Origin of the sequence: Allofrancisella guangzhouensis (assembly GCF_000815225.1) — a bacterium.
GTDB classification, from domain to species: Bacteria; Pseudomonadota; Gammaproteobacteria; order Francisellales; family Francisellaceae; genus Francisella; species Francisella guangzhouensis.
Genome location: NZ_CP010427.1, coordinates 59,418 through 83,841, shown reverse-complemented (window position 1 = coordinate 83,841; position 24,424 = coordinate 59,418). Strand labels below are relative to the sequence as shown.

Sequence of the window (24,424 nt, the reverse complement as noted above, 5' to 3'; positions counted from 1 at the left end):
TTCAAATGCTAGATAAAATATGGTATCAGCAAGGGGCTAGTTTAGTGAGTTTTTTGCTAAAACCAGTATCAGCTGTTTTTTCAAGGATTGCTGATTTTCGTAAAAAAAAACAATGTCAATCCAAATATAAATCTAAAATACCAGTTGTTGTCGTTGGTAACATCTCTGTAGGTGGTACAGGTAAAACTCCTGTAGTTAGGAGGTTGGCTGAGAACTATCTCAGGCAAAATAAAAAACTAGTTATTATAAGTAGAGGTTATGGTGCTAAATCTGCTGAATATCCTTTTGAAGTAAACAAAGATACTCTTCCTAGTCAATGCGGTGATGAACCTGCTATGCTTTATGATTCTTTGGATTGTAAGGCTCCTATAGTTATTAGCCCTGAAAGAGTAGACTCTATTAAGTTTATTGAAAAAAAATATCCTGATACAGATATAATAATTAGTGATGATGGCTTACAACATTATAAGTTAGCTAGAGATTATGAGATAGTAGTTATTGATGCTTTACGTATGTTTGGTAATAGTTTGTGTTTACCAGCTGGACCGCTGAGAGAGCCTATAGAAAGGTTAAAGTCAGTAGATAGTATAATAGTTATTGGTGAGTGTGCTCTAAAAGACAAAGAGTTGTTACTATCCTATAATCAGAATGTTACCTTTACTAAAATTATAGCCACTGAGTTTGTAAATATTTCTTCGGCTAAGCGTGTGCCTATAAGAGATTTTGATAAAAAATCAGTAGTTGCTGTAGTAGGTATTGGTAATCCTAATAAATTTTTTGCTAGCTTAGAAGATTGTGGATTAGATATAGTAGATAAAAAAGTGTTTAAAGATCATCATAAGTTTAGTAAAGAGGATTTTTCTACTATTGATGATTCACAAACTGTAATAATGACGTATAAAGACGCTATTAAATGTAAAAGTTTCAGTAAGGAGAACTGGTGGTATTTGGATATAGATTTAAGGTTAGACGCTTTTACACCATTTTCATAATTGTCATCCCAGGTTTAATCCTGAACCTATGAGGATTTGGGATGAAAGCAAATAGAATATTTATAAATAAAAATAGTTAAAGAATGAAAATTAGTTCCGCCACTTACTGTGTAAGCAATAGCGAGGTACTTTTTTCATGGCAACCACACCTCCCCCTGCAAGCAGGGTACTCCTCTCAAGAGGAGAATGGTATGCAAAATTGCCTAGCACTACGCTAACGTAATTATAAGCCAATGGAAAATAAAAAACTCATTATGTTCAAGCAGTTTTATTTTCTGGGCATCGGCTTTAATAACTACTGACCCGCTAATGTGCATAAAATATAAATTTCTCCTTGTATTTGTAATCTCCATATTTTAAGCTAAAATTAAATTGGCCAATTTTTATTTAGGACTTAAGTATGAAAAAATTATTGCTAGCAACAATACTAGCAATCCCTGCTATGGGATATTGTGGGCTTATAGACTGGCTAACTGGATATCCGGAGGTTAGAGAGAAACTAAGTCAAAGGCTAACTGAAAAATACAATAGCGATAAATTTGAGATACTTGAGCTAACTTACTCAGATAATCTCAAAGGTTATAACTTTAAAGCTAAGGATATAACCAAAGATATCACAGGAAGTGGCTCGTACTTTCCTGAGAGTGGTGTAATAGCAGCAAATGTTTTTAAAAAGGAAATGCTTAAAAGAGATTTGGAAAGAATACTTAAGCCTTATATATCACAAGTTAGTGATAATTATAATTTTGTCGCAGGTTTTGGTTCAGTAACTCCTGTAGAAATGAGTGCTAAGGAGACCATGAAAATAGTGGATTCTACGCTTGACTATATGTATGAAGATGGAGTTGATGCCAGTAAGTTAATAGCTGATAAAAAAGGCTTAGTTAGAATAGGTATTGGTCTTAGTATTCAGTCTAAACAAGATCCTGAGTCAATTTATAAAGTTTTAAAAATGGTCTATGAAGTAAATAAATATTTTCAAGAGCATGATGTAGGCGAGTATACCTTAAATATCGAGACCTTTGATGTGCCTGATAAGTTTAACATATCCGAATGGTTAAAGTTACAAAGGGAATATCAAAGGTCAGGTTTTTCTATAGCAGATAAATATCAAGATGAGGAATTATATAAATACGCGTGGGGGTATTTAAATATTAAATCATGTCGAGATAGTTTACTAGATTGGGATAAGACCTGTAATATTAAATACAGAACAGAAAAAAAGAAGGAATTAGTTAAGGTAGACAAAAGTACTCTAAAAGCAGACAAAATTCACAGCATCCAAGATGTAGCTAAATATTTTGAGATATATGATAACTATGGTCAACCAACTGTAGAAAGGATAACAGGACAAAGTGGTAGGAAGTATGTGAATGAATACTGGCAAGCTAAAAATGGTCGAAAAGTTACACCATTAGATAAAACAAAATATTATCCAGCAGTTGAAAAAATAATATCAGAAAACAAATAAAAGGGAGAGTTACTATGTCAAATCAATTAGCAGGGTCAACAGCAGAAGTATCAGCGGTATTGAACAATTCCCCTTCAAGCGTTGAAGGGGTGGCTTGCATAGCAAGACGGGGTAGTACTTTGAAATCTACATTTTTAGTTGATCCGGTGAGATAGTTTTTACTATATGAATATTAAATTACCTTATAACTCTAAATTAAAGCAAAGAGCAAAAGAATTGCGCCAAGCAGGCAATTTATCAGAAGTGTTATTGTGGAATAAACTTAGAAATAAGCAGTTATTGAATCTAGACTTTCATCGTCAAAAAATAATAGGTAATTACATAGTAGATTTTTATTGTCCTAGTTTGAATATAGTAATAGAAGTAGATGGTTCTAGCCATAATAATAAGTTTGAATATGATGAACAAAGGCAAGTTTATTTAGAAAGTTTAGGTTTGGGTATTGAGAGAATATTAGATGAAGATGTTAAATTTAATATTGAAGGAGTGTTATTTTATTTAGAGGGTAAACTACAAAAGTTAAAAGTACTACCCCGTCAGTCTAGCGACTGCCACCCCTTCAACACTTGAAGGGGAATTTTTAGTTAACAATAGGAGTAATGAATGAAACTCAAAAAACTACTACTAGCAACAATACTGGCAATTCCAGCGATGGGGTACTGTGGGCTTTTAGATTGGCTAACTGGTTATCCGGAGGTTAAAGCAAAGATCGAGAAGCGTCTAGAAGAGAAGTATCAAGGTGACAAGTTTGAAGTTTGGGATGTCAGCTACTCAAGTAATTTAGGTGGGTATAATTTTAAGGCTAAAGATTTAAGTTATAAAGATTTAGAGTCTGGAGGTTCATACTATGAAAAATCTAATAAGGTAGTAGATAACTTTGGCAATGCTAAACAAGCTATGGACTGGAAGGCTCTTTTTAGATCTTATGTAGATGCTGTAAGTACAAATAATGTGATTCGAGCAAGTATTGATGGGGCAAATCCTGTAGACGGCGAGTATCAAAAGCCTATAAGTGAGATGAGAAAGACTTTAGCAGTTTTATTCAATAACAGTATTCCAATGAAAGAGAAAATAAAGCAAAGACATGAATATATAAGGGTATACAACACTATCTATGTAGATGCTCCAAAAACTCCACAAGGAATGCTTAAGGTTTTAGAGATGATAGAGAATATTAATAATTATTTTAGATCATTACATCTATATAGTTATGAGTTAGAAGTAGCTGTATATGATTTACCCAAAGGTTTGACTTTTGATAAATATATAGATGAAGCGGTAGATAAAAATATAGATTATAACTGGTCAGATTTTGAAAATGATGGCGATATCCAAAAGTATGCTTGGGGCTGGCTACGCATATATGGCTGTGAGAAAAATAGTATAGAGAAGTATTGCAAGACTTATTTTGGAATTAAAGATGAGCAAAAGCGTCAAAATGCAATTTTTAGATATAGTACAGCAGACCGAATTCATAGTTTAGCTGATATAGCTAGAGAGTTTCATTTATTTAAGAACTATGGAAAACCTACAGTTCCATACTGGAGAAAACAGGATAATCCAGATGATTTAGTATGGATAGCAGTTAGAAGAGAATACATACCATTAATAGACACGCAATTATATAAACAAGTTTTACAATTAGACAATAAATAAAGAGGGAAATATTATGAGCAACACAACTTCTACAAATCAATTAGAAACAAATCTTAATGATGCAATACAAGCTACAAGCAATAAAAATGCTGTATTTGATAGGCTAATATATTCAAATGTATTTGAGGGTAATATTAAAGTTGGAAGTGATGGTAAACCACTATCATTGGGTAAACAGTTTTATGAAACAGATGCAAAAGGAAATTTTGTAACTAATGCAGATGGTAGTTATATAATCCGAGATGGCTTAGATGCTGGTACAGCAAGCTATCTAATGAATAATTCGACTTTAGTAGATTCACTTGACCAATATAATATCGTAAAAGCAGAAAGTAATTCATTAAATGGTTTTACAGGGATGGCTATTTCTCATGGTGATAACCCAGATAAAGTAATCTTTTCAAGTAGAGGTACAGAACCATCTCAAATTAATGATTTGGTAGCAGATGCTATCTTGGCAGTAAATGAATATAGTCCAATAGAGATATCAAATGCCCAAGTTAATTCAGCTAATGAGTTTGTGAAGAGTGTGCTTGATACAAGGAACACTTCAACAGAAGTAATATTCACAGGACACTCATTAGGAGGTTATTTAGCACAAGTACAAGCTGCGTATACTGATAAAACTTATGGTGATAATATCTCTATAACCCAAGTAGATACTTTTAATGCTCCACAAGCAGGAGAGTATATTCGCTCTGAGTATGGTTCAGAAGTTGCAAACTCGATTAACAATGTTGCTTACTCACATATTACGGTAGGCGATGTAGTTAGTCGTTCAGGTAATATCTCAGGTCAGGAATATGTTATAGGTCAGGTTATGATGTATAGTAATACTGATGGAGGTCCAGCTAGTCATAGTATTACATACTTTACAGATGCAAACCAGTCTACTTTTAATACAACGTTGCTCTCAGAAACTGGGGAGTTAGTTGTAGAAAATCTAGCGGAAATTTTATCTACATTAGATGCTCAAAGTGCAGCTTTAAGGCAAGAGATATCTAGTATGGATCGTTGGGATAGAGCTATTAGTCAAGTAGCTAATGAATTAGGAGTTGCAAGCGTTGATAATCCATATGCTAAGTTAGATTCAATTATAGCAGTTAAAGCTGGCTTAGAGAAAATGCTTAGTAACATTGAGGGCTATGAAACAGTGGCTAATAACTACGCAAGTATCCTTGAGAACTATGAGTTTATTCAAGAGTCTCTTGGAGGCGAGCAAGGAGATGCTATAGTTAGTAACCTTGCTGAAGCAGTATCAGATCAAAGTATAGAGGTTAAAGAGCAGTTTGTTGAGTCACTTAAAGATAATAGTTTTATCAAAGGCATAATAGAGACAGCATTAGGTTTGGACTTTACAACAGCACAAAACGTATTATTAGATCAAGTATATGATATTGCAGAGCGTACTAGAAGCGCTGAGAGAGTTATAGTACGAAGAGGTGACCCATTAACTTTTGATTTAGACGGAGATGGCATCGAGACAATAGCTGTAGAAGATGGAGTATTATTTGACCATGCTGGTCATAGCGTAAAGCATGGTACAGGCTGGGTAAGTGCAGATGATGGTCTGTTAGTTCGAGATATAGATGGTAATGGAACTATAGATTCAGGTCGAGAGTTATTTGGTGATAATACTATTAAAGAAGATGGAAGCATAGCTAGTAATGGCTTTGATGCATTGAGAGAGTTAGATACTAACGCCGATGGGGTCTTTGATATAAAAGATGAAGAATTTGAGAAGCTTCAAATCTGGCAGGATAAGAATCAAGATGGTATCTCACAGCAAGATGAACTAAGTAGCTTGAGTGAAGCTGGGATTAAAGAGATCAATCTCAATGCAACTAGAGTTGTAAGAAATACAGCAGCAGGAAATATAACTCATATAAGTAGTTTCACAAAAACTGATGGAACTACAGCAGAGGTTGGTAATTTATTTTTAGATAGAGAGCCTGCTATTAGAGAGTTTGTTAATGATACAGTAGAGGCTTCTGCTGAGATACAAGAACTAGGTATAGAAATCAAAGGTATAGGTCGAGTTAGAAGCTTATCCAAAGCGGCTAGTTTAGATGATGAATTAGGCAATATTTTAAAAGAGATGAAAGCTAATCCAATAGAAAGCTTTAAAGATATGTCGAAAGTAGGTGTTTTAATTAGTGAATGGACCAGATCTACAGATTTTTCAGATACTCTAAAAATTGAAAATTTAAAACTAGAGGACGGTACTACTTTTAAATTTGACATTTCTGATAAAACTAGACGCACACTTGAAAAAATCCAAACGTTAGAAGCTTTAACAGATAATGATATGATAAGTATGAGTGTTTCTAACGAGCAATTAAACCTAAGTTATGGAGGAGTTGTTAGAAGTTACGCTATAACTAGAGGACAGGAGAATATATTAACAGATGAGATATTTGTAAACACTTGGAGTCAAGTTGGTGGTGTGACTGGCATGAGTACCAACGGAATAAATAGCTTATACAATGATGTTGTAAGATCAATAGAGACATCGATCTTTAAACAGGTAGCTTATCCAGAAATTCTATCGAAATTAGATTTTACATATAATACAAATGGTAATGTGATAGATGTTGATTTTAGTAGATTAAATGAATATATATATTCTGAATCAGACGGAAATATAGCAACTACAGTAAACTTAGTAGCGAATATAAAAAGTATATTAGGTGAAGGGTTTAGTGATTACAAATGGGATTATAATAAGTTGTTTGAAGGAGATAGTGATTTGTCTTTACTATCTCAGCTAGAACTTAATCAATTTGGAACTGTGAATAGTAGTGGTATAGTTATAAACGGAAAAAGGTTGATTATAGGAAGTAGTAAAGATGCTGATATCGAGACTACTCTTGGAGAAAATAATATAGTTATTGGAGGTGCAGGTAATGATATTATCCACAGTAATTATATGACTAATGACACTATAGTTTATAACTTAGGAGATGGCTTAGATACTATAAAACAAGGGAGCTATAATTACTCTTCCCGTGAAAATACAGCAGATAAAGTTATATTTGGCGAAGGGATAAGCTTAAGTAATTTGTCATTTAGGAGAGAAGAAAAAGATTTAATCATAAATATAAATAATGATGAATCTCAAGGATTAATTTTAGAAAACTATTATGTAATAGGTAATAAATGGAACGATAGTGATCATATTAAGAGTTTTGAATTTAGTGACGGTACAGTTATATATAGAGATGATAAGTTTTTAAGCCCTACGTATTATGGAACGCAAGGTGATGATACTATTCAATCGACTAAATTCTCCGAGACTATTATTGCTGGTAAGGGCGATGATTTAATTAGAGATGACGGAGAAGTATTTGAAGATGGTTTTTATAACTATTATTCAGATGATTCAGCAGACACAATAATTTATAATCTGGGAGATGGTTTTGATACTATAATTTCAGAAGTTTCATATAAAGAAGCTAGAGATACATTAGTATTTGGAGAGGGGATATCGCTAGAGAATTTATCTTTTATTCGAGATGGTAATGATCTGACAATAAATATAAATAATGATGTTAGCCAAGGTGTAAAGATTAGAAAATTTTTTTATAGTAGTAAAATCAAAGATATAAAATTAGCAGACGGGACGATATTAGATAAGAATTCTGAACAAATAAACTCTCCAATTATTGGTACAGATGGCGATGATATTATATATACAGGTATAAGTGATGATGTTATAGAAGCTGGCAGGGGTGATGATATCATTCGTTTAAGTGCTACTAATGGTGCTAGCTACGGAAGTTATAGGGAGGAAACCAATAGTTACCTGAATAAAGATACTTCAAAAAACACTATCAAATATAGCTTAGGAGATGGATTTGACACTTTAATCGGTGGATCTAATACATTAAATACAATATCATTTGGGGAAGGTATTACTCAGGATGATTTGTCTTTCAAGAAGGATGGAAGTGATTTAATTATCCAGGTTGGAGACGATATAACACAAGGCTTAAAAGTAAGGCAGTTTTATAGTGGTCGCAATAACCTTACAGGATTTGAATTCGCTGATGGTTCAGTTTTATATAAAACCGACATTAAAATAGATACAGATGCAGATGACGTTTTAGTAGGTAATAATGATAACATTATTACCGGTAATGATACCTTAAAAGATGGAGAAGGCTCAGACACTTACGTTAAGGATGTAGGAGATAATTTAGCTATAAACGATACTCAAGATGGGGATAGATACATTTTGACCCGCTATTACCAGGAGCAAGCCCGCGAGCGAAATGCAACTAAGGTAATAGCTAAACTAGCAGATGGCAGTACTTATGATTTTGCAGCTATGAATGAAACGCTACGCATGCTTAGAGATTTATCAATAGCTGAATATGAAGCTAAGCGTAATCAAAACCAAGATACAGATATAGCTGGAGGGGCCCTAGTTGAAAATCATATTGCTACAGAATTGGATAATTCTGAAATCCTAGAAATGTGGGCTCCTAAGAGTTCTGAAAATGGGTGATGGCAGCCTACTGAAGTCATACTCGCGTAGATGGGTATCTGTGGGTAATAATATAGCCATCTTCGTGCTTGACACGGAGATATTTTAAGTACTGGATAAAAGCCAAAAGATTCTCGTCTCCACGGAAAAGACGGTTGCCTAAAAAGTAAGGTGGTTTGACAAAACGACGGCTAAAAATAACGTTTCGCCACTTATTGCGTAAGTTATAACAACATACTTCTTTATTGTGAGTTTACAAAATCTTAAAAATTGTTGTCAACCATGAAAACCCATTGAGCATTCTGCAAAACTGCTTAACATTACGCGTTTTTGTAGGATTTATTTAACAGTCTATGAGATATTTAAATTTGCCAAAATGATCCATATATATTAGTATTAACCTGATAAAAATTATTACAAAATTTCTCATGAAAAAAATAGTCTTGGTTGATGGATCGTCGTACTTATTTAGAGCTTTTCACGCACTACCAAAGCTCACTAATAGTCAAGGTGAACCTACTGGAGCTATCTTGGGTGTCATCAATATGATTAAAAAATTACCAGTAATGTATCAAACAGACTACGTTGCAGTGGTGTTTGACCCCAAAGGTAAGAGCTTTCGTCACGAAATCTACCCAGAATATAAGGCAAATCGTAAGGCTATGGATGACGAACTAAGAGTTCAAATTAGGCCTTTACATGAAATAATTAAAAAAATGGGTTTTCCCCTTATTATCAAAGAAAACGTTGAAGCAGATGATGTAATAGGTACTTTAGCAAAAGAGCTTGAAGCTCAGGGTTATCAGGTAGTTATATCCACAGGTGATAAAGATATGGCTCAGTTAGTGAGTGAAAATGTAGTGTTATATGACTCAATGAAAGATTTTACAACAGATATTCCAAAAGTTTTAGAAAAGTATCAAGTGGAACCTAGCCAAATTATAGATTATTTGGCTTTAATGGGAGATTCCTCTGATAATATTCCTGGGGTTCCAATGGTTGGTCCAAAGACAGCAGTTAAGTGGCTGAAAAAGTTTAAAGGTATTGAAAATATTATAGAAAATAAAGATAAAATAGAAGGCAAAGTTGGTGAAAACCTGCGTAATAATATAGATCTTCTTAGGTTATCTTACCAATTAGCTACTATAAAGTGTGACCTTAAGCTAAATATTTCTATCGGTGATCTAAAATGCAAAGAAATGGATAAAGAAAATTTACTTAAACTTTTTGAAAGGTATGAGTTTAGATCACTTTTAAAGGCTTTAGATATAGATGTGGCAGCTGTTGAAGTAAAAGCCGTAGATATTGAGTATAAAACAGTTCTTACAGATAAAGAGTTAGAAAGTTTATTGAAAACTCTAGAAAATAAAGATGGTTTTGCATTTGATACAGAAACGGATTCATTAGATACTTATGAGGCAAATTTGGTAGGGTTATCCTTTTGTGCTGATAAAGGACAAGCATATTATATCCCCTTACAACACAGATACCTTGGAGTACCACAACAACTTGAGCTAAAAACTGTATTAGAAACTTTAAAACCAATATTTTCTGATAATCAAAAGTTTAAAGTTGCGCATAATTTTAAGTTTGATGAAAAAGTCTTATCCAAGTATGGAATTGATATCCAAGGAACCATTCATGATACTATGATTATGTCTTATGTACTAAAAAGTAATGGTAGGCATGATATGGATAGTGTTTCTAAAGAATATCTCGACATAGAGCCTATTCCTTACAGTGCAATAGCTGGGACTGGTAAAAATCAACAAACTTTAGACCAGGTAGAGATCGAAAAGGTAGCTAAGTATGCTGCTGAAGATGCTGATATTACTTTCAGATTGTATAATTGTTTAAAGGCTTTATTATACAAAGAAGAAATTCTTAATAAGCTATATTCTGAAGTAGAGATGCCATTAACTTTAATTCTAAATCAGATGGAAAAAAATGGTGTCAAGATAGATGCTGATAAATTAATTAAACAAAGCCAAGAGCTAGAAAACAGTACCAAGGAGTTGGAAAAAAAATGTTTTGAGCTATGTCGACAAGAATTTAATTTATCTTCGCCGGTGCAACTAAGAGAAGTTTTGTTTGAAAAACTAGGATTACCAGCTATCAAAAAAACTGTAAAAGGTCAAGCTTCAACCTCCGAAGAGGTACTTACACAACTAGCTCAAGAGTATGAAGTAGCTGATTTAATTATGAAATACCGTCATCTTTGTAAGCTAAAAAATACTTATACTGATAAATTACCAGCTATGCTTGATAAAAACTTAAGGGTTCACACCTCATACAATCAAACAGGTACTGTAACAGGTAGATTATCTTCATCTGATCCAAATCTACAAAATATACCTATTAAAAGTTCTGAGGGTAGAAAAATAAGAGAAGCGTTTATAGCAGAAGAGGGTTATTATATAGTTGCAGCAGACTACTCACAGATAGAACTTAGGATTATGGCACATTTATCCAAAGACGAAAATCTTCTCAAAGCATTTAAACATGGTTTAGATATACACAGTGCAACGGCCGCTGAGGTTTTAGGTATAAGTATAGATGACGTAACAAGTGAGCAAAGAAGAAAAGCAAAAGCTGTAAATTTCGGTTTGATTTACGGGATGAGTGCGTTTGGCTTAGCAAAGCAGCTAAAAATCCCTAGAAATGAGGCCCAAGAGTATATAGAAGTATATTTTAGTCGCTATCCAGGAATCAAAGAATATATGAATACTGCAAAAAAAGTTGCTCAAGAAAGTGGCTATGTTGAGACTATATTGGGAAGAAGATTGTACTTACCAGAAATAAATTCTAGGAATGTTATGCAGCGTAATGCTGCTGAGAGAGCAGCTATTAATGCTCCGATGCAAGGTACAGCAGCAGACATTATTAAAAAAGCAATGATAGATGTTAATGCTAAGCTTATAAAAGCACAAAATAAAGATGTCAAAATGATAATGCAGGTCCATGACGAGCTCGTATTTGAAGTGACAAAAGATAAGATAGATGATATTTGTAAGGAAATAAAAACTATAATGGAGCAAGCTGTTACTCTTAGTGTACCACTTGAGGTAAACGTTGATTTTGGTGATAACTGGGATCAAGCTCACTAGATTTGTTGTTCAAAAGTTATTTTTCCAAGATCTAGGATAGAGCCTAATTATAGTCAATAGCTAAAAAGAAAATGTGCTTTTAAATCATGAATTTAGAAAATAAAGGGGTTTGGTTTTAGTATTTATTAATAAATTTAAAATAGTGAATAGCTAATCATTTTCTTATAATAAATGACAAATTGTGTGTTAATATGTTTAAGCTAGGTAAATTTATTTATGTTTAGTAAGAAATTAAGGTCGTTAAGATGTTATTAGTTATGGATGTGGGTAACTCACATATTCACGCGGGTGTTTTTGATGGTGATAAGTTAATTAATCAGACACGTTATGCTACAGCTTCGGTGGATTCAACTTCTGATCAGTTGGGGGTGTTTTTACGTCAAGTTTTACGTGAAAACAATATTGATCCTAATCACATAACAGGTTGTGCAATCTCTTCAGTAGTTCCTCATTTAAACTATTCACTTGGATCAGCTATCATAAAATACTTCGATCTAAAACCTTTTTTTGTGAATATGAACCTCAAACTAAACCTTGATATGTCTGCAGTGGAAGCACACCAGGTAGGAGCAGATAGAATAGCAAGTTGTATAGGAGCAATAGCAGATTATCCTGATAGAAATTTGGTGATAATTGATCTAGGTACAGCAACAACTTTAGATGTTGTCACTAAAGACCGTAAATATTTAAGTGGTTGTATATTGCCGGGGGTTAAGTTGTCTTTAAATGCATTATGCCAAGGTGCTGCGCAGCTACCATCTATAACTATTGTTAAACCGAATATGGCTATAGGTAATGATACAGTTACAAATATTCGTGCAGGACTATATTTTGGCCATCTTGGTGCACTGAAAGAGCTTAAAAGTAGAGTTATTAAGGAAATAGGTACAAACGATGTGTACACTATAGCTACAGGTGGCTTTGCTAGTTTGTTTAAAGATGAGGGGATTTTTGATGAAATCTCTCCAGATTTGATTTTGCGAGGAATAAGAATAGCCTTTTTAGAAAACGTTAACAAATAAAAAGTTAGTTGGGGAAAGGAGGAGTACATATGTTGAGAAATAAAAAAGTTGTAATATTACTTTTTGACTCTTTTGGGATTGGTCAAGCTCCAGATGCTGTAGAGTTTGGTGATCTAGGAGCAGATACTTTAGGGCATATAGTTGACTATTTTAAAAGCAATGCTATGAATATTAGTCTGCCGAATTTATCTAAGAAAGGCTTAAAAAAAGTCGCAGAACAAAACCGTGGACAAGCCTTAGCTTTAAACATAGCAACTCAAGGAGAGGAAATTAAAAACTCTAAGTACGGATATTGTGCTGAGATTAGTAAAGGAAAAGATACCCCAAGTGGTCACTGGGAGCTAGCAGGTGTGCCGGTTTTGTTTGATTGGTATTATTTTATGCCTAAAAATGAACAAAGTTGCTTTGATAAAGAATTTATAGATAAGTGGGTTGACAAAGCAAAATTGGTTGACGGCTTTATAGATGCAGGACATGCTTCAGGTACTGAAGTTCTAAAACAATATGGCTGTGAAAGTTGTGTTACAAAAAAACCTATAGTATATACATCAGCAGATAGTGTATTTCAAGTGGCTGCCCATGAAGATTATTTTGGGTTGGAGCGTTTGTTAGAAATATGTAACGTAGCCCGAGGCATACTTGATGAAATGAATATTAAAGTAGGGCGTGTAATAGCTAGACCATTTATAGGAGAGTCAGCAGATGAGTATATGCGTACTGGTAATAGAAAAGATCTTTCTATACTACCTCCAGCACCAACATTATTAGAGAAACTCACCAAAGCTGGTGGTAAAGTTATTTCAGTAGGTAAAATCGCTGATATTTATGCTAATCAAGGAATATCCAAAAAAGTTAAAGCAACTGGTTTAGAAGATTTATTTAATCAAACTATAAAGGAGTATTTGCAAGCTGGACCAAATAGTATAGTATTCACTAATTTTGTGGATTTGGATTCAAGTTTTGGCCATCGCAGAGATCCAAAAGGCTATGGTAAAGCATTAGAGTATTTAGATTCTAGGATTCCTGACTTAGATAGTATATTAGATGATGATACTATAGTTATTCTTACTGCTGATCACGGTTGTGACCCAACAGCAGTAGGTACAGATCATACTAGAGAATGTGTGCCTTTTTTACTTTGGGGTAAAAATATAGAGTCAGAATTTATCGGAGCAAGAGAAACTTTTGCAGACATTGGACAAAGTATTGCTGAATTTATGGGTGTAGAGAAATTAGAGTTTGGAAAATCGATTTTTGAGAACAAATTATGGTGATTAATAAACAAAAAATAGTATCTTTAATAGATCTAACTCAACTAGGTGAGGATGACACAGAGCAGCAAATTATTAACTTATGTTTGAAAGCAAAAAATTCGTTCGGTACAGTTGCCGCAATTTGTATTTATAAGCAATTTATTCCATTAGTTAAAAAGCAGCTAGGCAAAGACTTCAGAGTTGCTACTGTAGTAAATTTTCCACAAGGTAGCTTTCCTATAGAGGAAGTTTTAGCTGAAACTAAAGAAGCTTTAGCATTAGGTGCTGATGAGATTGACCTAGTAATAGATTATAAAGAGTATTTAGAAAAAGGTTTTTCTGATAAATCATGTAAGATGATTTCTAAAGTCAAAGAGCTCTGTGCTAATAAAATTTTGAAAGTTATAATTGAGTCGGGCGAGCTAAAACCAGATCAGCTGATACATACAGTAAGCCAAGATGCTATAAATAATGGAGCTGATTTTATCAAAACATCTACTGGGAAAACACCACAAGGTGCAACACTTCAGGCAGCAAAAATTATCTTACAGACAATAAAGAAATCTAAGAGAACAGTTGGATTTAAAGCATCTGGAGGGATAAGAAACTATGAGCAAGCAGTAGAATATATAAACTTAGCTCAAGAACTTTTTTCAGAAGACTATATTTATTCTAAAACCTTTAGGTTTGGGGTTAGTAGTTTGTTGGATAATTTATTAACAAATGATGGATATATAAAAGATGCTTACTAAATTCTTATTTTTTGTATTATGTATTTTGACAACTTTTTTATTGGCTTATATTTGGAGTAGTGATAGAAAAAAAATTAAATATAACTATTTATTATTAATACTCATAGTTCAAATAGGCTTAGCTTATTTCTTTCTAAAGTCAAACATTGGTGAGAAAGTTATTTCTATAATTGTTGTTGGGTTTGGTTATTTGTTAAATAGTGCTAATGAGGGGACAAGATTTATCTTTGGCTCCTTAGTTGATATGGATGGCGGACATATTTTCTTTTTCTCAGTAGCAATGCCGATTATTGTTATGTCTGCTATTATTGGTATTTTACAGTATTTGAAAATATTACCAGTTCTTATAAAGGTGATTGGGTTTGTACTATCAAAGATAACAGGAATGGGTAAACTAGAGTCTTTTAACGCAGTTAGTTCTCTTGCTGTTGGACAATCAGAAAACTTTATAGCGTATAAAAAAATAATAGGACATTTACCTTCAAATGTATTATATACAATGGCAGCAACAGCTATGTCTACAGTTTCGCTTGCTATAGCAGGTGCGTATATGGGGATGTTGAGTATAGAGAATGGTTTTGATCCTAGATATGTGGTCGTAGCTATGGTTATGAATATGTTCGGCACATTTTTTGTACTAACGATTATAAATCCTTACGAAAAATCTGAAGCTTTTGATTATGATAACTTACATATTAACCTAGAAGAGAATATTGAGAAGCAAAGTTTTTTTGAAATGTTAGCTGAATATATATTAGATGGATTTAAGATAGCTGTAATTGTTAGTGCGATGCTTATCGGTTTTATAGCGTTATTGAGCCTTATAGATGTTATATGTAACGCAATCTTCGGAATCACTTTTACAGGTATTTTAGGTTATATATTTTATCCTATGGCATGGCTGCTACGTATTCCAGATCATGAATTGCATCTGGCTGGTGAAATTATGGGGACAAAACTAGTTAGTAATGAATTTGCTGCTATGGATCTTATGGTTAAAAAAGGCGCTGAGCTTTCAATTCATGCGAAAGCTATTTTATCAGTGTTTTTGATATCATTTGCTAATTTTAGTTCTATTGGTATTATCATAGGAGCTATTCAAGCTGTTAGTAAAAAAGCTTCTATCAAAGTAGCAAGGTTTGGTTTGAAAATTGTTTATGGGGCTTCGATAGTGAGTTTTTTATCAGCTACTATAGTTGGTCTTTTCGTTTAGTAAGAATGGGATTAGTAGTGTGATGCAAGGTAAATTTCTAGTTATAGAAGGTTTAGATGGTGCAGGTAAAAGTACCGCTATGCAGTTTATCAAAAATTTTTTTGCTGAAAAGAAAATTCAAGCTATTTACACTCGTGAGCCAGGCGGTACAAAGATAGCTGAAGAGTTGAGAAATCTTATTCTTCATAATAATTATGACGAAGAGATTCACCCAGATGCCGAATTACTAATGATTTACGCAGGTCGAGTCCAACATTCTAGAAACCTAATTCTACCAGCTTTAGAACAGGGTGTGAACGTTGTTTCGGATAGGTTTTACTGGTCTAGTATAGCTTATCAAGGTGGTGGTAGAGGTTTAAATTTAGAAAAAATAGATGTTTTAAATAGTAATTTTCTTGGTAATTGTGAGCCTGATCTAGTGATTTATCTAGATATAGAACCTCTAGTTGGACTACAAAGAGCAAAAAAAGTTGATTCTCCAGATAGAATAGAACAAGCTGGTTTAGAATTTTTTGAAAGAACTAGAAGTATATTCAAAAAGCTTGTAAAAACATCAAGTAATGCTATAGAAATAGATGCTAGCTTACCGCTAGAAGAAATACAAAGAAGGATCCATCAAATTTTAAATGAATATTTTTAGTTTTTAAATCATAAAATATTTAGTAAACTCTCCTAATTAAAATAAAGCCAATTAGTTTATTTAAATTATTATGAACAATACCCTTAAAGAGATCGCTAAGCGTAGAACTTTTGCAATTATTTCTCACCCAGATGCAGGTAAAACAACCATAACTGAAAAAATGCTTCTTTTTGGAAATGCAATAAAAACAGCAGGTACTGTTAAGGCTAAAAAAAGTGGTATACATGCAACCTCTGACTGGATGGAAATGGAAAAGCAAAGAGGTATCTCAATAACTACTTCAGTTATGCAATTTCCTTATAATGATAGAGTAATTAATTTACTTGATACTCCTGGGCATGAGGACTTTTCAGAAGATACATATCGTACTTTAACAGCTGTAGATTCAGCTTTGATGGTTGTCGATGCTGTAAAAGGCGTTGAGGATAGAACTATTAAGCTGATGAATGTGTGCCGTTTAAGAGATACACCGATAGTAACATTTATGAATAAGTTTGATAGAGATACGCGAGATCCTTTGGAACTACTAGATGAAGTTGAGGATATTCTTAAGATCAAATGTGCTCCTATGAATTGGCCAATAGGCATGGGTAAATATTACAAAGGTATATATGATTTATACAATGATGAAGTAACACTTTTTGAAGGAGGGCACGGTCATGAGATTTATAATTATAAAAAGATTGCTGGCTTAGAGAATGCTAAAGATGCTATAGGCCCAGACCTTTACGAAGATCTAGAGATGGAAATAGAGTTAGTGCGCGGTGCAAGCCATAAATTTGATCAAGAGGGGTTTTTAGAGGGAAAACTCACACCAGTCTATTTTGGCACAGCACTTAGTAACTTTGGAGTCAAAGAAATGATGGATGGCTTCACTAAGTATGCTCCAGCACCTCAATCTAGAGAAACTGATCAAAGAGTTGTTAAAGCGAGTGAAGAAAAATTAACAGGCTTTGTTTTTAAGATCCAAGCGAATATGGATGATAAACATAGAGACAGAATAGCATTCTTTAGGATCTGTTCAGGTAAATATGAAAAAGGTATGAAAATATACCATGAAAGAACAGGTAAAACGCTACAAATCTCGAAAGCTTTGACATTTTTGGCAGGAGAGAGAGAACAAGTTGAAGAAGGGTTTGCTGGAGACATAATTGGCTTACATAATCATGGGAGTATTCAAATAGGCGATAGTTTTACTCAGGGTGAAAATTTAAAATTCAAAGGTATACCGAACTTTGCGCCAGAAATTTTTAAAAGAGTAAAGCTAAATGATCCATTAAAAATGAAAGCTCTACAAAAAGGTTTAGTACAACTTTCAGAAGAAGGCGCTACCCAAGTTTTCAAACCAGCTATTTCAAATGACCTTATTTTAGGAGCTGTAGGGGTTTTACAGTTTGATGTAGTAGCTCAACGTTTAGCAAGTGAATATAATGTTAAATGTTCTTATGAAGGAGTTAATGTTGCATTAGCTAGATGGATTTTTTGTAATGATGAAAAAAAACTTAATGAATTTAAGAAAAAATATGAAGCGAATATAGCTTATGATGGCGCTGGATACTTAACCTACTTAGCTCCTACAGGAGTGAATCTACAACTTGCCCAAGATAAAAATCCAGATATTGTATTTAGTTCGACTAGAGAGCATTAAATTCATAGGCTTTTTAAGTGCAAAAAATATGTTATAATTTTTTAGTCTTTATTAGAATAAATTTAGGGTCATTAGATGCTAGGAAGTATTAAGAAAATTTTTGTAACAAGTACTGTAGTAGCTGTTGTTAATCTATCATTTGCGATGGAGATATATACTGTTAAGCCAAATGATTATTTGTATAAGATAGCAAAATCATACTCTGTAGATGGAGTTAGTAATTCAGAGCTAGTAGATGCTATTAGAGGTATAAATAAAGCTGAAATACCTGGTATTGTTGACAATAGAATAAGGGTTGGTGACAAGCTGGCTTTACCAACAACAAAATCAGAGGTTGAAGATGGTTTAGCGCTTGATAGAAATCAAATTCTGCATGGCTCTTATGATAATAACCATAGTAATAATCAAAATACTGTTACTAGTCTCCAAAACTTATCAGTGGTGGATAATTCTACAGAACAAAAGCTTGGTGATAGAGAGATAGTAGATACAAGCTCATCTACTGAAAATACAAGTACTTCACAAAACACTATTATCAGCAGTAATCAACAGATAATCCCAGCTTTGATTCCAGGTGATACTACTTCTACTGTGATATATAATGATAATCTAGATTCGCAAGATATTCAAACAACAGAAGGTTTTAATAATGAACAAGCTAATGGTTTTACATTTGGTAATATATTCAAATTAGTTTTAAGTTTACTAATTTTAGCAGGATTAGCTGTTATAGCAAAAAAAGTATGGGAAAATATCAGTTCTAAAAAAGAGTTAGAGTTAGAACTTATATCAAAAAGAAAAAGGGACCACCTTATGTCGCGGATCTCTCCTGTAGTATCAGGTAGGGATTTTTATATGACACAGCAAACTCTACAGAATGAATTTGATTTTTTTAGTGATAATACTTCAGATAACCAAGAAGAGCCTGTTATTAAAAACACGGATCCTTATTCAGAAGCTAATCTAGATATACTGTCAGATGATTTGGTAGAGGAATTTGGAGAAAATGATAATAATGTAGCTGTAAAAACCGAAAAAGGAATAGTGTTTGAAACCAGTGTTAATAACAAGTTTGGTATTAATGCAGAAAACTCTGTTGAAGAGGTAGAGCCGCAGGAAAATGTTGAACAAGAGTTACTATATGTGAAAGAGTTAGTAGAGCAGTATTTAGATAGTGAGAAGTATATGGAAGCTAGTATCACTATTCAAGATTCTTTAGAAAAAGATCCTAATAATGTGGAGTTACGTTATAGATTATTAGAAGTTTACGCAAGAGCAGGTGATGAAATTGCTTTTGAAGGAGAGGTGCATTTTATTAAGTCTAAGAATATAGTAAGTATGTTTGACCCTTTGCACCAAAAAATTGCTAAGCTTAGAGATAAATATTTCGAATAATACTTGTTTATAATATATAAACATTAAAATCCAAGGTTCTAATAATGCTCTTTAGAAAAAAGAAACAGTCAGAAAATAATAGTTTAGATCAAAAACCAAGTAATAAGGGTCTATTTGCAAGGTTACAGTCTGGGCTGTCAAAGACAGCAGGTAAATTCGGTAATAGCTTATCTACTATTTTAATGGGGCAAAAAATAGTAGATAAGGACCTTTTAGAAGATATTGAAATGCAACTTTTGACAGCAGATATTGGTGTTGCAGCAACAGATGAAATTATTGAATATCTAAGAGCTAAGATTTCTAGAAATGAGCTACAAACAGCAGACATGCTCAATCAGATTATCAAAGACAAGCTTACAGAAATACTCCTGCCTTGTCAGCAAGCTTTAGAAGTAGATACTAACAAGTCTCCATATGTGATCCTTGTTGTAGGAGTTAATGGTGTTGGTAAGACTACAACTATAGGAAAACTCACTAAAAAGCTTCAGTCTGAAGGAAAAACAGTTATCCTAGCAGCTGGTGATACATTTAGAGCAGCAGCAGTTGAGCAATTACGTGAGTGGGGTGATAGGAACAATACTCAGGTTATATACCAAAAAGAAGGTGCTGATAGTGCTTCGGTTATTTATGACGCGATTAGTTCAGCAAAATATAAGAATATAGATGTCGTAATAGCAGATACAGCTGGTCGACTGCATAACAAAGATAACTTAATGCAAGAGCTTAAAAAAGTAGTTAAGGTTATTAAAAAACTAGATGACACAGCACCTCATGAGGTGCTGTTGGTGTTAGATGCTACTACTGGTAGTAACGCTCTTAGTCAGGCAGAAGCATTTAATGAGATCGTTAAGCTATCTGGTATAACAATCACCAAGCTTGATGGAACAGCTAAGGGTGGTATAGTTTTTTCAATAGCTAAAAAGATGGCTTTACCAATTAGGTTTATAGGGGTTGGAGAGAAAATTGATGATCTTCAGGTTTTTAATGCTGTCGATTTTACAAAAGCGTTGTTTTAAAAAAAGTAAAGGCTTAAAATGGTGAAATTACTTTAATTTTTTGTCACTTGTGCTTCTACAAAAGTTTTTGCCCATAAGTATGAGAATATGCCTACATATGTAGCTACAAGAACATCAGATACATAATGATCTAGTACTATCACTCTGCTGATAGCTACAAGGCTAGCTATTAATATAGCTATAGCAGCAACATACCTTTTATTAAAAAAGTTAGCGATTGCTAAAAGTCCAGCAAATGATAATGTTGTGTGTCCAGATGGCATTGAGTTAAATAATTTCTTTAAAGAGAAAAAGTGAAAGCCGTATTTATTATCCAAAATAAGCATTTCTGGTCTGTACCTTGCTAATATGGTTTTTACAGTACTAGCTATGATAATAGCCAATATTAATGAAAGTGCAAGAGTATAAATTTTGGTAGAAGGTTTTTTTAACTTTATGTGGTTAAAGATACAAAACATCGTTGCTAAAATAGCTACAATAGCCCATGTTTTTGTAGAGAATATTTTTGAAAATATAGTTGCAACACTGCTAATTTCTGCCCCAAAAAAATCGCTAGTTTGTATTAGGTTAGCGATTTCTATATCAAGAAAATTATAACTTAAAGTAGCTAATACTAAAGTAAAAATTCCATATAATCCAGTAAGCTTTATAAGCTTTAAATCTAAGTATTTCATTTTGTTTATTTAAAATTATTTGATTAACTGATAGAGTTGTAATATTACCATATATACACATAAAAGCCTAAGATGTTTGAACAAGGTTGGTATTCAGAGGCGAAACAAATTTTAAGTGAAAATTTTAACCAACGTCCAACTGATATTGAAATTGACTTGGTGGTTGTTCATTGTATAAGTTTACCAGGGGGGCAATACAACAATTTTAATGTCGAGAGGTTATTTACAAATACTCTAGATTGTAATATGGATGCTAGCTTTGAAAGTCTTAGAGATATAAAAGTTTCTGCTCATTTTTATATCAAGCGAGATGGTGAAATTTTTCAGTTTGTTTCTGTGAATGATAGAGCTTGGCATGCAGGGGTTAGTAGTTATAATGGTAGAGAAAATTGTAATGATTTTTCTGTAGGTATAGAATTACAAGGTACAGATAAGTCAACATATACCTCAGAGCAATATATTTCTTTAAACTTTTTATTGAAAGATCTTAAAGAAAGCTATCCAACTTTGAGGAATATAGTGGGTCATCAAGATATAGCGCCACAAAGAAAAACTGATCCTGGTAGGTGTTTTGATTGGAGTAAAGTAATTTTTTAGAATTATAGTTTATAATATACTTTAGGCTCTATTATTTTACAAGCTAGAATAATAGTATTCCATAGCATTTTGATAAAGGTTAGCAACTGTATCAGCATTTTGTTTACTAATTTCTTTGATAAGATCTAGGTTTTTGACCAAATCTTTGTAGTCAGATATTTTTGCCACAGCAATTTTATTTTTATCGTATTGGTTTGTAAGAAGAAAAAATTCTTGTTCCTTCCCAAGTAGTTTATATAGCTGTTTATATTTAACCATAGTATTATCTAAACTTCTAACAGAATAGTTAAAATCAGACATCGCAAACTGTTTATAATTATTTACTTCTATATCATCACAAGATTTTTGGTCATGATTTTTACAATCTTTTATTTTTTGAGTATATGATTCAACGTAGCCTATACTACCATCAAAAGAGCCAAATTGCCAATCAATAGTATTAACTAACCCCTGAGTGACTTGAGCTTTTTGATATTTACTAATGGTTAAATTGGCTATACATAGAATTCCCAACAGGGTTATAATAACGATAGTTAGTTTTTCGTTTAAAATCTTCCAAATGTTTTCCATACTTTTCTCCCATGTTAAATTTCTCTTTTTATTCAGTAATAGCTTTATCACCATGGCTTTCTAACCAATCACGGCGATCTTTAGCTCTTTTTTTTGCTAGAAGCATGTCTAGGGTTTCACTATCTTTGTGTGTATTTGAAATTGTAAGCTGTATTAGTCTTCTTGAAGATATATCCATAGTTGATTCTCTTAGTTGGGTAGGGTTCATCTCTCCTAAACCTTTAAAACGCATAATATTTACTTTATAGTTAGTTTTAGCGTGTTTAGAGATTATAGAGTCTCTCTCATATTCATCTAAGGCATAGAAAGTATTTTTACCAATATCTATCCTAAATAAAGGCGGTTGGGCAATATACACATGACCGTTTTCTATGAGTTTCCTGAAATGTTTCAAAAACATTGCGCATAATAGAGTAGCAATATGTAAACCATCAGAATCAGCATCTGCAAGGATACAGATTTTGTTATATCTAAGACCAGAAATGTCATCACTGTCAGGATCAACACCAATAGCTGTAGCTATATTGTGGATTTCCTGAGAGTTCATAATTGAATCAGCATCTAGCTCCCAGCTATTTAGGATTTTTCCTTTAAGTGGCATCACAGCTTGAAAATTTTTATCACGAGCTTGTTTTGCTGATCCTCCTGCTGAGTCTCCTTCAACTATAAAGAGTTCGGTGGAGTTTATATCTGAGCTAATACAATCAGTAAGTTTACCAGGTAAGCGGATAGAAGTATTCATTATACGCTTACGTACAGTTTTTTTGTCAGCATTTATCCTTTTTTGGGCTATCTTGTTAATATTTTCAACTATCTCACGAGCTTCATTTGGATGTTGATTAAGCCAAATTATAAGTAGATCCCTTACTGTAGTTGCTACAAAAGAGGTTACATCTTTGTTTGATAGTTTTTCTTTAGTTTGTCCAGAGAACTGAGGATTTTGAATTTTTACAGATATTACATAGTTTAGTTGAGCAAAAGAATCGTTAGCGGTTATTTTTATATTTTTTAGACTCAAAGAGTTTTTTTCTATATAACTTCTAATAGCATCGTATATGCCATTTTTTAACCCTGCAACATGAGTGCCATCTTGTGGGGTTGGAATTAGGTTTACATAACTGTTTTTTATATATTCTATAGGAGAGTCACACCAACAAAAAACAGCGTCTATGTAAGATTCACCATTTGAAAAGTTATCTATAAAAAATGGTTCCAAAGGTAAGGTATTTGTAGCAAGCTTATGATCTAAGTAGCCTTTTAAACCTGTGTTGAAATGCCAAGTGTGATTTTCTTTTTTTTGCTCATTAGAGTATTTAATAGTAAGACCTTTACAAAGTATAGCTTTGGCTTCAAGTAGGTTTTTTAGTGCTTTTAAATTAACTTTAATATCATCGAAATACTTTTTATTAGGCCAAAATCTGACTTTTGTACCTGTATTTTTTTTACTAACAGCACCTATAACTTCGAGATCTTTGGTTTTAAAACCATCTTCAAAGGTGATACTGTATATTTTACCATCTCTTCTAATTTCTGCTTCTAGACGGCTTGATAAAGCATTAACTACAGAAACCCCGACACCATGCAATCCACCAGAGTGAGTGTAGTTTTTATTATTAAATTTACCCCCAGAATGGAGTTTTGTCATAATAAGTTCAACCCCTGATATATTATGCTCAGGGTGTATATCTACAGGCATGCCACGACCATTGTCAATTACTTCAATACTGTTATCACCATGTATGTTCACTTCGATATTATCAGCAAAACGGGCAAGTACCTCATCGATACTATTATCAACAATCTCTTGAATAAGATGATTTGGATTTTCTGTATTTGTGTACATTCCAGGTCTCTTTTTAACGGGGTCAAGACCTGTTAATACTTCTATAGATTTAGCATTATAGTTTTGCATAATATTATTTAATGATA

19 protein-coding genes are annotated in these 24,424 nt (G+C 33.1%); 16 read left to right on the top strand and 3 right to left on the bottom strand.

The window, feature by feature from the left end; translation table 11 throughout:
* Positions 1-5 precede the first annotated feature (5 nt).
* From lpxK to ftsY, 15 genes are all read left to right on the top strand, one after another.
* The gene (lpxK, locus tag SD28_RS00410; RefSeq protein ID WP_039123007.1) at positions 6-992 is read left to right on the top strand and encodes a tetraacyldisaccharide 4'-kinase; all 987 of its coding nucleotides are present in this window, start codon (positions 6-8) and stop codon (positions 990-992) included.
* Between the two features lie 400 nt (positions 993-1,392).
* The gene (locus SD28_RS00405) at positions 1,393-2,463 is read left to right on the top strand and encodes a hypothetical protein (RefSeq protein ID WP_039123004.1); all 1,071 of its coding nucleotides are present in this window, start codon (positions 1,393-1,395) and stop codon (positions 2,461-2,463) included.
* Between the two features lie 14 nt (positions 2,464-2,477).
* Positions 2,478-2,618, top strand: a complete 141-nt coding sequence (locus tag SD28_RS08035) for a hypothetical protein (RefSeq protein ID WP_157698609.1) — start codon at positions 2,478-2,480, stop codon at positions 2,616-2,618.
* 10 nt (positions 2,619-2,628) lie between these two features.
* A complete protein-coding gene (locus SD28_RS00400) occupies positions 2,629-3,033 on the top strand; it encodes an endonuclease domain-containing protein (RefSeq protein WP_039123002.1) in 405 nt (134 codons plus the stop codon).
* A 33-nt stretch (positions 3,034-3,066) separates the two neighbouring features.
* Complete coding sequence (locus SD28_RS00395) at positions 3,067-4,119, top strand: hypothetical protein (protein WP_039123000.1); 1,053 nt, start codon at positions 3,067-3,069, stop codon at positions 4,117-4,119.
* Between the two features lie 13 nt (positions 4,120-4,132).
* A complete protein-coding gene (locus SD28_RS00390) occupies positions 4,133-8,629 on the top strand; it encodes a calcium-binding protein (RefSeq protein ID WP_039122997.1) in 4,497 nt (1,498 codons plus the stop codon).
* Between the two features lie 407 nt (positions 8,630-9,036).
* Positions 9,037-11,715 carry a DNA polymerase I gene (gene polA / locus SD28_RS00385; protein ID WP_039122996.1) on the top strand — a complete coding sequence of 893 codons (2,679 nt, stop codon included), beginning with the start codon at positions 9,037-9,039 and terminating at the stop codon, positions 11,713-11,715.
* A gap of 245 nt (positions 11,716-11,960) precedes the next feature.
* Positions 11,961-12,737: a type III pantothenate kinase gene (locus tag SD28_RS00380; RefSeq protein WP_039122994.1), complete on the top strand. Its 777-nt coding sequence runs from the start codon at positions 11,961-11,963 to the stop codon at positions 12,735-12,737.
* A 29-nt stretch (positions 12,738-12,766) separates the two neighbouring features.
* The gene (locus SD28_RS00375; RefSeq protein WP_039122991.1) at positions 12,767-14,011 is read left to right on the top strand and encodes a phosphopentomutase; all 1,245 of its coding nucleotides are present in this window, start codon (positions 12,767-12,769) and stop codon (positions 14,009-14,011) included.
* On the top strand, positions 14,005-14,742 hold the full coding sequence (deoC, locus tag SD28_RS00370; protein WP_039122989.1) for a deoxyribose-phosphate aldolase: 738 nt from the start codon (positions 14,005-14,007) through the stop codon (positions 14,740-14,742). The genes SD28_RS00375 and deoC overlap by 7 nt, the downstream gene beginning before the upstream one ends.
* The gene (locus tag SD28_RS00365; protein WP_039122987.1) at positions 14,732-15,955 is read left to right on the top strand and encodes a NupC/NupG family nucleoside CNT transporter; all 1,224 of its coding nucleotides are present in this window, start codon (positions 14,732-14,734) and stop codon (positions 15,953-15,955) included. Before deoC ends, SD28_RS00365 begins: the two co-directional genes overlap by 11 nt.
* A 22-nt stretch (positions 15,956-15,977) precedes the next feature.
* Positions 15,978-16,595, top strand: a complete 618-nt coding sequence (tmk, locus tag SD28_RS00360) for a dTMP kinase (protein WP_039122985.1) — start codon at positions 15,978-15,980, stop codon at positions 16,593-16,595.
* A 70-nt stretch (positions 16,596-16,665) separates the two neighbouring features.
* Complete coding sequence (locus tag SD28_RS00355) at positions 16,666-18,243, top strand: peptide chain release factor 3 (RefSeq protein ID WP_039122983.1); 1,578 nt, start codon at positions 16,666-16,668, stop codon at positions 18,241-18,243.
* A 75-nt stretch (positions 18,244-18,318) separates the two neighbouring features.
* On the top strand, positions 18,319-19,638 hold the full coding sequence (locus tag SD28_RS00350; RefSeq protein WP_039122981.1) for a LysM peptidoglycan-binding domain-containing protein: 1,320 nt from the start codon (positions 18,319-18,321) through the stop codon (positions 19,636-19,638).
* 44 nt (positions 19,639-19,682) lie between these two features.
* A complete protein-coding gene (ftsY, locus tag SD28_RS00345; RefSeq protein WP_039122978.1) occupies positions 19,683-20,654 on the top strand; it encodes a signal recognition particle-docking protein FtsY in 972 nt (323 codons plus the stop codon).
* 32 nt (positions 20,655-20,686) lie between these two features.
* Here ftsY and SD28_RS00340 read toward each other — a convergent pair whose 3' ends face one another.
* Entirely contained in the window at positions 20,687-21,328 is a 642-nt protein-coding gene (locus SD28_RS00340) for a phosphatase PAP2 family protein (protein ID WP_039122977.1), read from the bottom strand.
* A gap of 72 nt (positions 21,329-21,400) precedes the next feature.
* Between SD28_RS00340 and ampD the strand changes: the two genes are divergently transcribed.
* Positions 21,401-21,925 carry a 1,6-anhydro-N-acetylmuramyl-L-alanine amidase AmpD gene (gene ampD / locus SD28_RS00335; RefSeq protein ID WP_039122975.1) on the top strand — a complete coding sequence of 175 codons (525 nt, stop codon included), beginning with the start codon at positions 21,401-21,403 and terminating at the stop codon, positions 21,923-21,925.
* 36 nt (positions 21,926-21,961) lie between these two features.
* On the opposite strand, the gene SD28_RS00330 is transcribed toward ampD, so the two are convergent.
* Both SD28_RS00330 and parE read right to left on the bottom strand, forming a co-directional pair.
* Positions 21,962-22,495, bottom strand: coding sequence for a hypothetical protein (locus SD28_RS00330; RefSeq protein ID WP_157698608.1), 534 nt, complete (start codon positions 22,493-22,495; stop codon positions 21,962-21,964).
* A 28-nt stretch (positions 22,496-22,523) separates the two neighbouring features.
* Positions 22,524-24,407: a DNA topoisomerase IV subunit B gene (gene parE / locus SD28_RS00325; RefSeq protein WP_039122970.1), complete on the bottom strand. Its 1,884-nt coding sequence runs from the start codon at positions 24,405-24,407 to the stop codon at positions 22,524-22,526.
* Positions 24,408-24,424 lie beyond the last annotated feature (17 nt).